This window comes from Marinifilum sp. D737 (assembly GCF_026672275.1).
Classification (GTDB): Bacteria; Bacteroidota; Bacteroidia; order Bacteroidales; family Marinifilaceae; genus Marinifilum.
Genome location: NZ_JANQCD010000061.1, coordinates 1 through 15,886, shown reverse-complemented (window position 1 = coordinate 15,886; position 15,886 = coordinate 1). Strand labels below are relative to the sequence as shown.

The 15,886-nt window shown below is 38.5% G+C and carries 15 protein-coding genes; 14 read left to right on the top strand and 1 reads right to left on the bottom strand.

Translation table 11 applies throughout. From position 1 onward, the window contains the following. Positions 1-645: 645 nt before the first annotated feature. The 14 genes from NQ163_RS20070 (at position 646) to NQ163_RS20005 (ending at position 14,826) form a co-directional block, all read left to right on the top strand. A complete protein-coding gene (locus tag NQ163_RS20070) occupies positions 646-1,296 on the top strand; it encodes a CoA transferase subunit A (RefSeq protein ID WP_268192101.1) in 651 nt (216 codons plus the stop codon). A 14-nt stretch (positions 1,297-1,310) separates the two neighbouring features. Next, positions 1,311-1,694 carry a hotdog domain-containing protein gene (locus NQ163_RS20065; RefSeq protein ID WP_268192100.1) on the top strand — a complete coding sequence of 128 codons (384 nt, stop codon included), beginning with the start codon at positions 1,311-1,313 and terminating at the stop codon, positions 1,692-1,694. A 9-nt stretch (positions 1,695-1,703) separates the two neighbouring features. After that, entirely contained in the window at positions 1,704-2,528 is an 825-nt protein-coding gene (locus NQ163_RS20060; RefSeq protein ID WP_268192099.1) for a 3-keto-5-aminohexanoate cleavage protein, read from the top strand. Positions 2,529-2,568: 40 nt separating this feature from the next. After that, positions 2,569-3,603 carry a zinc-binding dehydrogenase gene (locus tag NQ163_RS20055; RefSeq protein WP_268192098.1) on the top strand — a complete coding sequence of 345 codons (1,035 nt, stop codon included), beginning with the start codon at positions 2,569-2,571 and terminating at the stop codon, positions 3,601-3,603. Beyond that, positions 3,603-4,865, top strand: coding sequence for a lysine 2,3-aminomutase (ablA, locus tag NQ163_RS20050; RefSeq protein WP_268192097.1), 1,263 nt, complete (start codon positions 3,603-3,605; stop codon positions 4,863-4,865). The genes NQ163_RS20055 and ablA overlap by 1 nt, the downstream gene beginning before the upstream one ends. Beyond that, the gene (locus NQ163_RS20045; protein WP_268192096.1) at positions 4,852-5,874 is read left to right on the top strand and encodes a hypothetical protein; all 1,023 of its coding nucleotides are present in this window, start codon (positions 4,852-4,854) and stop codon (positions 5,872-5,874) included. The genes ablA and NQ163_RS20045 overlap by 14 nt, the downstream gene beginning before the upstream one ends. Continuing rightward, positions 5,861-7,288 (top strand): MutS-related protein, encoded by a 1,428-nt coding sequence (locus NQ163_RS20040; protein ID WP_268192095.1) that lies wholly within the window; start codon positions 5,861-5,863, stop codon positions 7,286-7,288. The genes NQ163_RS20045 and NQ163_RS20040 overlap by 14 nt, the downstream gene beginning before the upstream one ends. A gap of 60 nt (positions 7,289-7,348) precedes the next feature. Then, the gene (locus NQ163_RS20035) at positions 7,349-8,902 is read left to right on the top strand and encodes a lysine 5,6-aminomutase subunit alpha (protein WP_268192094.1); all 1,554 of its coding nucleotides are present in this window, start codon (positions 7,349-7,351) and stop codon (positions 8,900-8,902) included. A gap of 66 nt (positions 8,903-8,968) precedes the next feature. Beyond that, the gene (locus NQ163_RS20030) at positions 8,969-9,757 is read left to right on the top strand and encodes an OAM dimerization domain-containing protein (protein WP_268192093.1); all 789 of its coding nucleotides are present in this window, start codon (positions 8,969-8,971) and stop codon (positions 9,755-9,757) included. Positions 9,758-9,790: 33 nt separating this feature from the next. Next, positions 9,791-10,453, top strand: coding sequence for a 3-oxoacid CoA-transferase subunit B (locus NQ163_RS20025; protein WP_268192092.1), 663 nt, complete (start codon positions 9,791-9,793; stop codon positions 10,451-10,453). Between the two features lie 4 nt (positions 10,454-10,457). Further along, the gene (locus NQ163_RS20020; RefSeq protein ID WP_268192091.1) at positions 10,458-11,663 is read left to right on the top strand and encodes an acetyl-CoA C-acetyltransferase; all 1,206 of its coding nucleotides are present in this window, start codon (positions 10,458-10,460) and stop codon (positions 11,661-11,663) included. 122 nt (positions 11,664-11,785) lie between these two features. Continuing rightward, a complete protein-coding gene (locus NQ163_RS20015; RefSeq protein ID WP_120241719.1) occupies positions 11,786-12,925 on the top strand; it encodes an acyl-CoA dehydrogenase in 1,140 nt (379 codons plus the stop codon). A 32-nt stretch (positions 12,926-12,957) separates the two neighbouring features. After that, complete coding sequence (locus tag NQ163_RS20010) at positions 12,958-13,743, top strand: electron transfer flavoprotein subunit beta/FixA family protein (protein WP_120241718.1); 786 nt, start codon at positions 12,958-12,960, stop codon at positions 13,741-13,743. 90 nt (positions 13,744-13,833) lie between these two features. Further along, a complete protein-coding gene (locus NQ163_RS20005; protein WP_268192090.1) occupies positions 13,834-14,826 on the top strand; it encodes an electron transfer flavoprotein subunit alpha/FixB family protein in 993 nt (330 codons plus the stop codon). A gap of 276 nt (positions 14,827-15,102) precedes the next feature. Here NQ163_RS20005 and NQ163_RS20000 read toward each other — a convergent pair whose 3' ends face one another. Then, positions 15,103-15,729 (bottom strand): transposase, encoded by a 627-nt coding sequence (locus NQ163_RS20000; protein ID WP_268192089.1) that lies wholly within the window; start codon positions 15,727-15,729, stop codon positions 15,103-15,105. Between the last annotated feature and the right edge of the window lie 157 nt (positions 15,730-15,886).

Sequence of the window (15,886 nt, the reverse complement as noted above, 5' to 3'; positions counted from 1 at the left end):
CATTTAAAAATAGAATCATCCCTGTGTATCTCTGTGCTCTCTGTGGTTAAAAGAAGCAGGAAGGATTAGTGATTTGTGCATTTTTTAGTTGTTCCCTACTTGAATAGCTTACCATTTAAAAATAGAATCATCTCTGTGTATCTCTGTGCTCTCTGTGGTTAATAAAATAGAACCATCTCTGTGTTCTCTGTGCTCTCTGTGGTTAATAAAAAGAAGCATGGAGAAACACTGAGAGCAACAGTGGAGTGTTCGATCAGATTTTGAAAAATGAGTCTGATTTTCCTGTTTTGATGCTTCCTGCTCTATAACATAGGCTTAGAATGATTTTGCATTACATGTTTTACAGCAGTTAATTTTTTCGAATACCTATGATTAGTTGTTATAATTATAGATTAATAGTTAAAAATATAACAAGAGAATTGAGTTTTTTAACGAAAAATCGTTCGTTTTTGATCTTGTTTAGAATGGTTTTAAGCAAGCGATGTTTCTTGATTTTTCCGTTTAGAATCAGTCTTAATATGAAGATTTGCAATCGTTTTCAAGAAATGAATATTCCGTTATCTTTGTCATTGAATTAATCAATGTGATTTCTGATTTTCCTTAAAACATTAGGGATTTGAGGAAATCTTCCAAAAAATTATTTCGATGAACAAGATAATCTCAATTAACGAAGCAGTATCGAAAGTAAAAGACGAAATGACTCTTATGATTGGAGGCTTTATGTCGGTAGGAACTGCAAATAATATGGTTGATCAGCTGGTAGAGGCTGGTGTTAAAAATTTAACTATCATATGTAATGATACTGCTTTTGCAGATAAAGGTCTTGGTAAATTGATTGCTAATAAGCAAGTGAAGAAGGTAATCACTTCTCATATTGGTACCAATCCTGCAACTATCGAGCAGATGAATAATGGTGATATTGAGGTTGAGTTTAGCCCTCAAGGAACGCTTGCAGAACGTGTTCGTTCAGGTGGAGCTGGCCTGGGAGGTGTGCTTACACCAACTGGTTTAGGTACCATTATAGCTGAAGGAAAAGAAGTTGTAATCGTAGATGGCAAGGAGTATTTGCTTGAGAAACCTTTACGTGCTGATATCGCATTGATTGGTGCAAGCATTAGTGATAAGCAAGGAAACTTGATTTACAAAGGAACAACTCAAAACTTTAATCCGTTGATGGCTACGGCAGCTGACCTGGTAATTGCAGAGGCAGAAAAAATGGTTGAAGTTGGAGAAATTAGCCCTGAGCAGGTGAGAACTCCTTCAATTTTTGTGGATTATATCGTTAACAACAACTAAACTAATATAGACAAATGGAAAAGGCAATGATTAGAATGCGTATGAGTTCTCATGACGCACATTATGGTGGAAATCTTGTTGATGGAGCAAAAATGCTTCAGTTATTTGGTGATGTAGCAACAGAGTTATTAATCCGTCGTGATGGTGACGAAGGATTATTCGCAGGTTACGAAAATGTAGAGTTTTTAGCTCCTGTATATGCTGGTGATTACATCGAAGCAGTTGGTGAAATCATTAAAGAAGGAAATTCAAGTCGTAAAATGACTTTCGAAGCTCGCAAGGTGATCGTTCCTAGAACTGATATCTCTGAATCGGCAGCAGATTTTCTTGAAGAACCAGTAGTAGTATGTCGTGCTACAGGAACATGTGTTACTCCTAAAGATTGTCAACGTAAATAATATATTGCCATGGAAAAATTGATCATCACGGCTGCTATTTGCGGCGCTGAAGTTACCAAAGAGCACAATCCTAATGTGCCTTATACTATTGAAGAATGTGTTCGTGAAGCTGGTTTGGCTTACGAAGCTGGTGCAAGTATTATTCACCTTCATGTTCGTGAAGATGATGGTACGCCTACTCAAAATAAGGATCGCTTTAAAGCGGTTATGGATGCAATTCATGCTAAATATCCGGATGTAATCATTCAGCCATCAACTGGTGGAGCTGTTGGAATGAGCAACGATGAAAGATTGCAACCAACAGAGTTAAATCCGGAAATGGCAACTCTAGATTGCGGTACATTGAATTTTGGAGGAGATGAGATTTTCGAAAATACCGAAAATACAATCAAATACTTCGGTGAAAAGATGATCGAAAGAGGCATTAAGCCTGAGTTGGAAGTGTTCGATAAATCAATGATTGATATGGCACTTCGTTTACACAAGAAGGGATTCATTCAGTCGCCAATGCATTTTGATTTTGTTATGGGTGTAAATGGAGGTATTTCCGGTACACTTCGTGATTTTGTTTTCTTGCGTGAAAGTATCCCTGCGGATGCTACATATACTGTTGCAGGAATTGGACGTTTTGAATTCCCATTGGCTGTTGCTGCTATCATCGATGGTGGTCACGTTCGTGTAGGATTCGAAGACAATACAATGATTGCTAAAGGTCAAGTTGCAGAATCAAATGGTCAATTGGTTGAGAAAGTGGTTCGTTTGGCTAAGGAATTAGGTCGCGAAATTGCTAATCCAGCTGAGGCAAGAGAGATTTTAGGATTGAAACAAAAGTAAAAAGCTAATAGCTAAAAGCTAAAAGCCAATAGCATATAAAATGAACAAAGGAAATAAATACGGAACTCACAGAGTACTTGAACCAAAAGGTACTCTTCCACAGCCAGCTCAAAAGTTGGATAACACAATGTCGATTTACGACAATGAATTGTTGATTGATGTTCAGACTTTGAATATTGATTCTGCAAGTTTTACTCAGATCAAAGGTGCTTGCGATGCTGATACCGCTAAAATGGAAGAAATGATTCTTTCTATTGTTGGCGAGAGAGGTAAAATGCAAAATCCTGTTACAGGTTCTGGTGGAATGTTGATTGGTACCATCAAAGAGGTTGGCCCTAATTTCCCAAATCAGAATTTAAAGGTTGGTGATAAGATTGCAACTTTGGTTTCTCTATCATTAACTCCTTTAAAAATTAATAAAATCAAGAATATTAATGTTTCTAACGACCAGGTTGATGTTGATGCAGAAGCAATTTTATTCGAGAGTGGTTTGTATGCAGTTCTTCCAACTGATATTCCTGAAAAATTAGCTTTGGCAGCTTTAGATGTTGCCGGTGCTCCTGCTCAGGTTGATCGTTTGGTTAAGGAAGGCGACACGGTTTGTATCATCGGTGGTGGTGGTAAATCGGGTGTGCTTTGCTGCTACCAGGCTATGGAAAAAGTTGGTCCTAAAGGAAAAGTTATCGTTGTAGAGTATTCTGAAGAGAATGCAAAGCGTATTAAGGATCTTGGATTGGCTCATGAAGTACTTGTTGGTGATGCAACTGATGTAATGGATGTTTATACAAGAGTTACTGAAATTGCTGGTGAAGAAGGATGTGATGTTGTAATTAACAACGTGAATGTTGCTTCAACCGAGATGTCATCAATCTTGATCACTAAAGACAGAGGGTGTGTTTACTTCTTCTCAATGGCTACATCATTTACTAAGGCTGCTCTGGGAGCTGAAGGTGTTGGTAAAGATGTTGACATGATTGTAGGTAATGGATATGCAATTGGGCATGCCGACCTAACTTTAGATATTATTAGAAAATCAGAAGGAATTAGAGAGTTGTTCGAAAAATTATACGTGTAATGGCTAACAACAGTAGAAGAAAAGAATTATTTCCAGAGGTAACCGACATTCAGTGGAACGATTGGAAATGGCAGGTGAGAAACCGTATTGAAACTTTAGAGCAACTAAAGAAATATGTTCACCTTACAGAGGAAGAAGAAGAAGGAGTTAAGAAATCATTGGCAACTTTGCGTATGGCAATTACACCATACTATTTGACTTTGATTGATCCTGAAAATCCAAATTGTCCTGTTCGTAAGCAAGCGATTCCTACTGCAGCAGAGGTTCATAAGGCAGATGCTGATCTATTGGATCCATTGCATGAGGATGAGGACTCACCAGTTCCTGGATTGACTCACCGTTATCCGGATCGTGTGTTGTTCTTGATTACGGATATGTGTTCGATGTATTGTCGTCACTGTACTCGTCGTCGTTTTGCAGGTCAGTCAGATGCTTCAACTCCACAAGATAATATCGAGAAAGCAATTGAATACATTGCAAATACTCCACAAGTTCGTGATGTTGTCCTTTCTGGTGGTGATGCTTTATTGATCAGCGATGATAAATTAGAGTATATCATTAGCCGTTTGAGAGATATTCCTCATGTTGAAATTATTCGTATTGGTAGCCGTACTCCTGTTGTATTGCCACAGCGTATTACTGATAACCTTGTGAATATGTTGAAGAAGTATCATCCAGTTTGGTTGAATACTCACTTCAATCACTCAGACGAAATTACTCCTGAAGCGGAAGAAGCAGTTGCACGTTTGGCTAATGCTGGTGTACCATTGGGTAACCAATCAGTATTGTTGAAAGGGATCAACGATTGTGTTCACGTTATGAAGAAGTTGATGCATAACCTGGTAAAGAACAGAATTCGTCCATACTATATCTATCAGTGTGACCTTTCTATGGGATTAGAGCATTTCAGAACTCCGGTATCAAAAGGGATTGAGATTATCGAGAACCTTCGTGGTCATACTTCTGGTTTTGCTGTGCCAACTTTCGTTGTTGATGCTCCAGGTGGAGGTGGTAAAACTCCGGTAATGCCTCAATATGTAGTTTCACAAAGCCCGGGTAAAGTGGTGTTGAGAAACTTCGAAGGGGTAATCACAACTTATACTGAGCCTACTCATTACGAAGACAAATGTACTTGTCCTGAGTGTGCAATGGATGATCATCGCGAAGGTGTTGCTTCATTGTTACATGGCGAGAAACTGTCTATCGAACCAGATCATTTGGCAAGAAAAGAAAGAAATAAAAAGGAAGATGCCCTTTCTTAAGGACATAGAAAAATATAAAAGTCTTTCGATTGTTGGACTTGAAAAGAATACCGGGAAAACCGAGTGTTTAAATTACGTGCTGTCTCGATTAAGAGGCAGCCGTAAACAAATTGCACTTACTTCCATTGGTATTGACGGTGAAAATCGGGATCAAGTCACACAAACACATAAACCTGAAATTGAGCTTAACGAAGGAATGATATTCGTTACTTCGGAAACACACTATGCAAAGCGCAGGTTGTTTTCTGAAGTAATTGATGTTTCGAATCAGACCACTAGTTTGGGAAGGTTGGTAACTGCTAAAACAATTCATTCAGGAAAAGTGATGTTATCAGGACCTGCTAACAATGCAGAAATTATCAGGTTGATTGCTGATTTAAAAGAAAAGGGTGTTGACCTTACCATTGTAGATGGTGCGCTGTCTCGAAAAAGTTTAGGTTCACCTGCAGTTACCGAAGCCATGATTTTGGCTACAGGAGCAGCTTTGTCGGCAAATATTCCTCAATTGGTTTTCAAAACACAATATGTGTATGATTTAATTCAGATGGCTGAGATCAATCCTGAATTGAAACCAAAATTTAGAGGAATTGAAAATGGAATTTGGGCATTGGATGAATCAGGAGAAGTTAAGGAAACTGGCATTTCATCTGTTTTAATGATTAAAAAAGAAAAGGACAAACTGTTTCAGTTTGGAACCGACTTTTTTGTGAGTGGAGCAGTAACCGATCAGTTTCTTGATTTTCTGAAGAATCAAAAACAGGTAAATCAAATTAGATTAATTATCAGAGACTTTACAAGAGTCTTTGCAAAGCCTGAAACCTACTATGCCTTTGTGAAAAAAGGAGGTAGAATTCAGGTACTTGATAAAACTAACCTTGTGGCCATTACCATTAATCCGGTATCGCCAGATGGTTACAGATTAAATTCAGATGAACTTAAACTTGCTTTGGAAACAAAATTGCAAGTGCCGGTTTTCGATGTAAAAAGAATTGAAAATGCAGTTTCGTAAAGCAATATCAGAGATAAAAGGATTACAATACCTGGCTGAAGAGTTGGATTTGCAATCGCCAATGGGAAAGAGATTCCTGTTGGATTCTGAAATGCTGTACAATGAAACTGAATTGAACATCGAGTATGACTTGATTGATAAAGTAATTCAATCAATCGAATCTGATCCAAAGCTAATTGCTGATATTCAAAGCAAACTTTCTCACTTAAGAGATATTAAAGGAACAGTTGGAAACCTTGATGCAAATTTGATTCTGGATGATATTGAATTGTTCGAAATCAAATCTTTTGCATTTCATTGTCATGCTATACTCAATCTGCAAAAAGATTTAAAGCAAGAGGTGATTGGCCTGCCAAACTTGTCTGGTTTGGTTGATGTTCTTGATCCTCAAAAATCCGGGATTCCATCTTTTTATATCTACGATGATTATTCGGAAGAGCTTGCCGAGGCTAGAAAGAACTTAAGGATTGCCAAATCAGAAAATGGCGATTCGGAAGCAAAGCTCGAGGAGCTTTTTGATAAGGCTCAGGAAATAGAATCTAGAGTAAGAGAAGAACTTTGTGATAAAATAAGAGTGTTTGCCGGTGATTTGAGAACTGCCTTGAATCAGTTGGCACATTTCGATTTGTTAATCGCAAAAGCAAAACAAGCCATTCAACTGTGTTTTAATCGACCAGAATTGCTTAAGGAAAGTACAATATACAATGGAATGTTTCATCCTATGATTAAGGATGAGCTTCTAAAACAAAAGAAACAATATCAAGCAATTGATATTGAACTTCAAAAATCGGTTTGTTTGATTACAGGTGCGAATATGGCAGGCAAAACAGTGGTGTTGAAAACATTGGCTCTTTGTCAGTACCTGTGTCAGTTTGGTTTTTTTGTGCCAGCCTCTCAAGCCAAAGTTAGTTTGGTAAATCGTATCATGCTTTCGGTAGGAGATGATCAGTCTGAATTAAATGGTTTGTCATCTTTTGCATCAGAAATGATGAATGTAAACCAAATGGTTGAGGTTTCTCAATCGCATGAAAATGTATTGGTGTTGGTTGATGAATTGGCAAGAACTACAAACCCGGTAGAAGGTTTGGCAATTGTAAATGCGGTTGCAGATATCTTTTATCAGAACAATACACGAAGTGTGATTACAACGCACTATAGTGGATTGAATCCTTATTTCAGAAAGTTACGTGTTAAAGGTCTGGATAAGGATTTTGGGGATCAGAGAATCACCAAAAACAATATAAACAGTTATATGGATTATTCTTTGGTAGAGGACAATACAGGGGAAGTGCCTCATGAAGCTTTAAGAATTGCTTCTTTATTGGGAATCAATAAGGAGATTGTTGAAAAAGCTCAAAACCAATTGAATATGAAAGCTAGTAAGAACAAATTAGAAGTTATTAATTATAAATGATGAATTACACGAGTGATTTTAATTTATAATTCATAATTCTTAATTCATAATTAGAAAGAAATGCAAAGGAGTAAACTAGGTCTTGACTTTGAAAAAGTTGGACACGCCAAAGAGGTGTCGAAGCGAATTGCAGACGATGTTCAGAAATTCGTAGACAACTACTCAACTGTTGCAGTTGAGCGTACTTTGTGTCGCTTGTTGGGAATCGACGGAGTTGATGGCAACGAGGTACCACTTCCAAATGTGGTAGTTGATGCTATTAAAGACAAGGGTGTATTGAGTGAAGGTGTAATGTTCTTCATTGGTAATGCCATTCTTGAAACCGGAATGAACCCACAGCAAATTGCTGAGAAAATTGCTGAAGGAGAATTGGAAATTACAACTCTTCCGATTCGTTCTATGGAAGAAATTCAGAATGCAATTCAACCATTTGTTGATGAGAACATCAATAAAATTAGAGAGCGTAAAGCAAAAAGAGACAACTATCTTGATACAATTGGTGAAGGTCCAAAACCATACCTATATGTAATTGTTGCAACTGGTAACATTTACGAAGATGTGGTTCAGGCTGAGGCAGCTGCTCGTCAGGGTGCTGATATCATCGCTGTAATTCGTACTACAGGTCAGTCGTTGCTTGACTATGTTCCTTATGGTGCAACTACCGAAGGCTTTGGTGGTACTGTTGCTACACAGGAGAACTTCCGTATCATGCGTACTGCTTTGGATAAAGTAGGCGAGGAAGAAGGTCGTTACATCCGTTTGTGTAACTACTGCTCTGGTTTGTGTATGCCTGAGATAGCTGCAATGGGTGCATTGGAAGGTTTGGACGTAATGTTGAACGATGCATTGTACGGTATCCTTTTCCGTGATATTAACATGCAGCGTACCATTGTTGACCAGTACTTCTCAAGACTATTGAACGGTTTTGCAGGTGTAATCATCAATACTGGTGAGGACAACTACTTAACTACTGCTGATGCTTTCGATGAGGCTCATACAGTTTTGGCTTCTGATTTTATCAACGAACAGTTGGCATTGGTAGCTGGTTTACCTGAAGAACAAATGGGATTGGGACACGCATTCGAGATGACTCCTGACCTGGAAAATGGTTTCCTATACGAGCTAGCTCAAGCACAAATGATTAGAGAAATCTTCCCGAAAGCACCTCTTAAATACATGCCTCCTACAAAATTTATGACTGGTAACATTTTCAAAGGAAATGTTCAGGACGCATTATTCAATCAGATTTCAATTTGGACAGGACAAGGAATTCAGTTGCTTGGTATGTTAACCGAAGCAATTCACACTCCTTTCATGTCTGACAGATATCTTTCAATCGAAAATGCCAAGTACATCTTTAGTAACATGAAGAGTATTGGTGACGAAATGGAATTCAAAGAAGGTGGTATCATCCGTCAGAGAGCTGCTAAAGTTCTTGATGATGCAACTGAATTGGTTGAAAAGATCGAGAAAGAAGGATTATTTACCGCATTGGAAAAAGGAATTTTTGCTGATATCAAGCGTCCGAAAGATGGTGGTAAAGGTTTAGATGGAGTTGTTGAAAAAGGAAGCAACTACTTCAATCCATTTATTGAGATTTTGCATAAAAAATAAATTAATTAGTAAGTACAAAGTGTCAAATGTCAAATTTGATACTACTTAAATATAGGAGACAAAGAAATGAGTGGAGGTCTTTATTCAACTGATTCCAACGATTTTGATAAAACCTTAGATCTTACCAAAATTAAGCCTTACGGTGATACCATGAACGATGGTAAGACTCAGGTAAGTTTTACGCTTCCTGTAAAAAAAGGTGAAGAAGCCATTGAAGCTGCAAAGCAGATGATGAAAAAAATGGGTTTCGAGAATCCTCAGGTTGTAATGGTTCAGGAGTTAATGGAAGGTTTTACTTTCTTTAACTGCTACGGAAACTGTACACATACAGTAGATTTCACAGGAATTCATGTTCCAAAAGTAGAATCGACTACTATGGATATGCATGAAACTGATGAGTTTGTAAAAGAAAATATCGGACGTCCGATTCGCGTGGTTGGTGCAAGTACTGGTACTGATGCACACACAGTAGGAATCGACGCAATTATGAATATGAAAGGTTTTGCAGGTCATTATGGCTTGGAAAGATATGAAATGATGGAAGCCTTAAATATGGGTAGCCAGGTGCCAAACGAAGAGTTCATCGCCAAAGCAATCGAGATGGAAGCTGATGTTCTTTTGGTATCGCAAACAGTTACTCAAAAGGATGTTCATATCAAAAACCTGACTGAACTTGTGGAGCTTTTAGAAGCAGAAGGATTACGTGAAAAAGTAATCTTGATTTGCGGAGGTCCGCGTATCTCACACGAACTTGCAAAAGAACTTGGTTACGATGCAGGTTTCGGAATGAACAAATATGCTGATGATGTGGCATCTTATGCTGCTCAGGAATTAAGCAGAAGATTGAATGGATAGTATATCGTCAAACTGACCAATAACTAATAAAACATGGATAAAAAAGAAATCAGAGAGGTAATTGCTAAAAGAGCTGCTCTCGAATTAAACGACGGTGATGTGGTAAATCTGGGAATTGGTTTGCCTACAATAATCCCTAACTATGTTTCGGCAGATGTTAACGTGACTTTACAATCGGAAAACGGAATGCTTGGCATGGGTGCTGCTCCTGCTGAGGGAGAAGAAAATCCTGATTTTGTAAATGCTGGTGGTGGATACATTACTTGCAAAGAAGGAGCTAGTAGCTTCGATAGCTCTGTTTCTTTTGGAATCATTAGAGGTGGTCATGTTGATGTAACAATTTTAGGTGCTCTTCAGGTTGACGAGCAAGGTAATCTTGCAAACTGGATCATTCCTGGAAGGTTAACACCTGGAATGGGTGGTGCTATGGACCTAATTGTGGGTGCTAAGCGTGTGATTCTTGCAATGGAGCACACCGCTAAGGGAAGACACAAAATCTTGAAAGAGTGTAATCTTCCTTTAACAGCTGCCGGTCAGGTTAATATGATTATTACTGAAATGGGAGTAATGGAAGTTGTACCTGAAGGTATCGTACTTAAGGAATACAACCCTTTATTTACATTGGAGCAAATTCAGGAAGCTACTGATGCAAAATTGATTATTGCTGAAGATTTAATTGAAATGCGTAAAAACTAAAGATATGAGCAAAGTATATATTGTTGCAGCAAAACGTACTGCAATAGGAAAATTTTTAGGAACATTAACTCCTGTAAAAGCTGCTGATTTAGCTGCTACAGTAATTAAAAATATTGTTGAGGAAACTAAAATTGATCCAGCAAAATTAGATGAAGTTGTGATAGGTAATATCCTTATGGCTGGTCAAGGTCAGGGAATTGCTCGTCAGGCTTCTATCAAAGGGGGAATTCCTCAAGAAGTTCCTGCTTACGGAATCAACATGATTTGTGGTTCTGGTATGAAAACCATCAACTTGGCTTATGCAAATATTAAGGCAGGTGAAGCTAACATGATTCTTGCCGGTGGTACAGAATCTATGTCTGGTTCTGGTTTTGTGATGCCTGGACAAGTTCGTGGCGGACACAAAATGATGGATTTGAAAGCGGTTGACCACATGGTTTTTGATGGTTTAACTGATGCTTTCGAAGGATATCACATGGGTATTACAGCAGAAAATATTGCTGATAAATATAACTTGACTCGCGAAGAGCAAGATGCTTTTGCTTTTGCTTCTCAGCAAAAAGCAGCTGCAGCACAGGATGCAGGAAACTTCAAAAATGAAATTGTTCCTGTTGAGATCAAATCTCGCAGAGAAACAATTGTATTTGACGCTGATGAATTCATCAACAGAAGAACCAACGAAGAAAAGCTAGGTGGTTTACGTCCTGCATTTAAGAAAGATGGTACCGTAACTGCTGGTAATGCATCGGGTATTAACGATGGTGCTGCTTTCGTATTGGTTGCATCAGAAGAGGCAGTTAAAGAGCATGGCTTAACTCCATTGGCAGAAATCGTAGCTACTGGTCAAGGTGGTGTTGATCCTGCAATTATGGGTATGGGACCAGTTCCTGCCGTTGCTAATGTATTGAAGAAAGCTGATATGACTCTTGAACAAATGGAAGTTCTTGAATTAAACGAAGCTTTTGCTGCTCAGTCATTAGGGGTTGTGAAACAATTGTGCGAAGATCACAAAGTTGACATGGATTTCTTCAAAGAAAGATGTAATGTGAACGGTGGTGCTATCGCTTTGGGTCACCCAATTGGTGCTTCAGGAACACGTATCACTGTAAGTTTGATTCACGAAATGAAGCGTACTGGTAAAGAGTACGGTTTGGCTTCACTTTGTATCGGTGGTGGTATGGGTACCGCATTAATTTTGAAAAACGTGTAATTAGTACTGAGTAGGTAAAGCGCAGTAAAAAAATATCTTATCTCAAATGCCCTGTTTAAGGGCATTTTTGAGGTGAGAATAGGGGAGAATTGCATAAAACCTACTAACATCTAATAAAAAATATGGATTTTAGCTTAACAAAAGAACAAGTGTTGTTTCAGCAAATGATTAAAGATTTTGCTGAGAGAGAGGTAAAGCCTTTAGCTGCTGAGGTGGATGAGCAGGAACGTTTTCCTATCGAAACTGTAGAGAAAATGGCAAAAATTGGAATTATGGGGATTCCAATTCCTAAGCAATATGGTGGAGCTGGTGGTAACAATGTAATGTACTCTATGGCTGTTGAAGAATTATCAGCTGTTTGTGCTACCACTGGTGTAATTGTATCAGCTCATACTTCATTGTGTGCGGCTCCAATTATGGAGAATGGTACAGAAGCACAAAAACAAAAATACCTTCCAAAATTGGCTTCAGGTGAGTGGATTGGTGCTTTTGGTTTAACAGAGCCTAACGCTGGTACCGATGCTGCAGGTCAGCAAACTACTGCTGTTGAAGAGGGAGACAACTATATCATTAATGGTAGTAAAATTTTTATTACCAATGCTGAGTATGCTCATGTTTATGTAATTTTCGCAATGACTGACAAGTCGAAAGGTACTCGTGGTATTACTGCTTTTATCATTGAAAAAGGAACTCCAGGTTTCTCAATCGGTAAGAAAGAGAAGAAAATGGGTATCCGTGGATCTGCAACTTGTGAGTTGATTTTTGAAAACGTAGTTCTTCCAAAAGAGAACATGTTAGGAAAATTGAACAAAGGATTCGGTATTGCAATGAAAACTTTGGATGGTGGTCGTATTGGTATCGCTGCACAGGCATTGGGTATTGCACAAGGAGCCATCAACGAAACTGTTCGCTACGTAAAGGAAAGAAAGCAGTTCGGTCGTCCAATTTCTGGTTTCCAGAACACTCAGTTCCAGTTGGCAGACATGAATACCAAAACTGAAGCTTCTCGTATGTTGGTTCGCAAAGCTGCCAACAAGAAGGATCAAAAAGTTCCTTACTCAGTTGATGCTGCAATGTGTAAACTTTACGCTGCTGAAACAGCAATGGAAGTTACCAATAAAGCAGTTCAGCTTCACGGTGGATACGGATATACAAGAGAATATCCTGTTGAGCGTATGATGCGTGATGCGAAGATCACTGAGATCTACGAAGGAACTTCAGAAGTTCAGAGAATGGTAATTTCAGCGAATATGCTGAAGTAATTAAGGCTATTATTACGTAAATAATAAAAGAAATGAAAATAGTTGTCTGTATTAAGCAGGTACCGGATACTACCGAAATTAAAATAGATCCAAAAACGGGTACTTTGATCCGTGACGGTGTGCCAAGTATCATGAACCCGGATGATAAGAGTGGTTTGGAAATGGCACTTCAATTGAAAGATGAAAAAGGAGCTCACGTAACAGTAATTACCATGGGACCTCCTCAGGCTGATTTGATTCTTCGTGAGGCTTATGCTATGGGAGTTGATCGTGCGATCCACTTAACAGATAGAAAATTTGCCGGAGCAGATACTTTGGCTACTTCTCACGCATTGGCTGGTGCATTAAGAAAGATCGATTTTGATCTATTGATCACAGGCCGTCAGGCGATTGATGGTGATACTGCACAGGTAGGTCCTCAGATTGCCGAGCACCTTGATTTACCTCAGGTATCATATTTGGAAGATTTGAAATTCGACGGTGACAAGACTTTCACCATGAAGCGTCATATCGAAGAAGGATACCAAATGCTAGAGGTGGAAGCTCCTTGTGTGGTAACTGTTCTTTCATCGGCTAACAACCCACGTTACATGAACGTTGGTGGTATTGTTGATGCTTACCAGAAAGAAGTTGAGGTTTGGGGATTCAACGAAATTGAAGTTGATGAGAAAAACCTTGGTTTGAAAGGTTCTCCAACAAGTGTACACAAAGCATTTGCACGTGGTTTGAAACCAGCAGGTGAATTGTACGAGGTAGAGACTGATGAGGCAGTAGGAATCATCATCAAGAAATTAAAAGAGAAATTCATTCTAAACTAGAAACAATTACGAATTACCAATTAGGAGTTATGAATTGTAAATGTTCGTAATTCGTAATTATTCATTCGTAATTACAAATTCGTAATTGAAATGAACTTAGAGGAATATAAAGGTATATACGTATTTATTGAGCAGCGCGAAGGCGTAATTCAAAACGTAGCTTTAGAGTTGTTAGGACAGGCTAGAAAATTAGCTGATGAGTTGAACGACAAAGTGTATGCAATGTTATTGGGACACAATATTGCTGATCAGGCTCAGAGCTTAATTGCTCGTGGTGCCGATGAGGTAATTGTTGTGGATGCTCCTGAATTGGCTAAATACACAACAGAACCATATACACAGGCAATTTGCCAGATTATTGAAGACAGAAAACCAGAATCGATGTTGATCGGAGCGACTACTTTGGGTCGTGACTTAGGTCCTCGTGTTTCAGCTCGTGTTGAAACTGGATTGACTGCTGACTGTACTAAAATTGAGGTAGGTGCAAACAAGGAGTTGTTAATGACTCGTCCTGCTTTCGGTGGTAACCTAATGGCAACTATCGTTTGTAAGAACCACCGTCCACAAATGGGTACTGTTCGTCCGGGTGTATTGTTCGCAATGGATGCAGACGAAAACCGTACAGGTGAAGTTGTGAACTACGAAGTGAAATTCAACACTGCAAAGTTCAAAGTGAAGTTGTTGGAAACTGTAAAAGAAGATACCGATTTGATCGACATTACTGAAGCAAGAATTTTGGTTTCAGGTGGTCGTGGTATCGGAAACGAAGAAGGTTTCAAAGCAATGGACGGATTGGCTCAGACATTGGAAGCAGAAGTTTCTGCTTCTCGTGCAATGGTTGATGCTGGTTATATCGGACACGAGCGTCAGGTAGGTCAAACAGGTAAAACTGTACGTCCTGACTTGTATTTCGCTTTTGGTATTTCCGGAGCCATTCAGCACGTTGCAGGTATGGAAGAATCAGATTTGATTATCGCAGTAAACAAAGATAAGGATGCTCCAATTTTCCAGGTAGCAGATTTGGGTATCGTGGGGGATGCTAAACAAATCATCAAAAAGCTTACCGAGCGATTGGAAAAGTAATTTTGGGGTAACCACTAACTAAATTTGAAAGACCTGCCTGGAATGATTCTGGCAGGTCTTTTTTTTAGTCAAAGGGTGACTAATAGGCATCTTGCAAATCAGTCACCCCTTGACTGGTATTTATATCTTTTAGATTAGCCATCCCGTGACAAAATCAAAAAGTCAAAGGGTGACTAATAAGCATCTTGCAAATTAGTCACCCCTTGACTGGTAAGTAAATGGTGGGCTGCAATTTTGTATCTAAAGACAAAGGGTGACTAATAGGTATCTTGTAAATTAGTCACCCTTTGACTGGTAATCCAGTAATCCTAATTCTTTTGCCTTACTCTTGTCTACTAGCTTTCCATTTCTAAGGGAAGCATAATCTCGTGCAGATGAAAATTCCCAATCAATGCTCTTAGTTACAATACCAGCTTTAACAGGATTTTGATGTATGTAATCAAAGCAAATCTTCGGATAATTTTTAGGAGATGTATCAATTTGAGTAATTCCATTGCTTATGAACCAAGCTGCGGATACTTCATCAATTTTATCAAGACAATTTGCTTTTGTAGACATTCGAAATAAAGAACCGCTTCGGTTTTCAGCTTTATTGACGGCTCGTGTATAGGACCGAAGCATTATTGCAATAGAATCGTTTAAGCTGCGATATTTTTTAGAGAGTTGAAGGGATGAAGCTGTTTCGTTGTTTAATTCAAGACAGGCGATATTCAGCTTGTGAATAGATATCATTAAATGAAAATGATTAGGCATTAAACACCATGCAATAATGTCTGCAAAAGGAGAGACGTGATTGTGTATTTTCTTGAGAAAAAGAAGGTAATTATCGCGATTGAAGAAGATTTTTTGTCGATTGTTACCTTGGTTGTAAACATGGAAGAGGTAGTCTTTTTCGAATTCCATTTCTAATTTGTTTTAACATATTGATTTAAGTTAATGAAAATATTAAAGTTGACAAAATAAAGTCAAAGGGTGACTAATAGGCATCTTGTAAATCAGTCACCCCTTGACTGGTACATCTTCTAGTTTAGTCATCCCGTGACAAAATCAAAAATTCAAA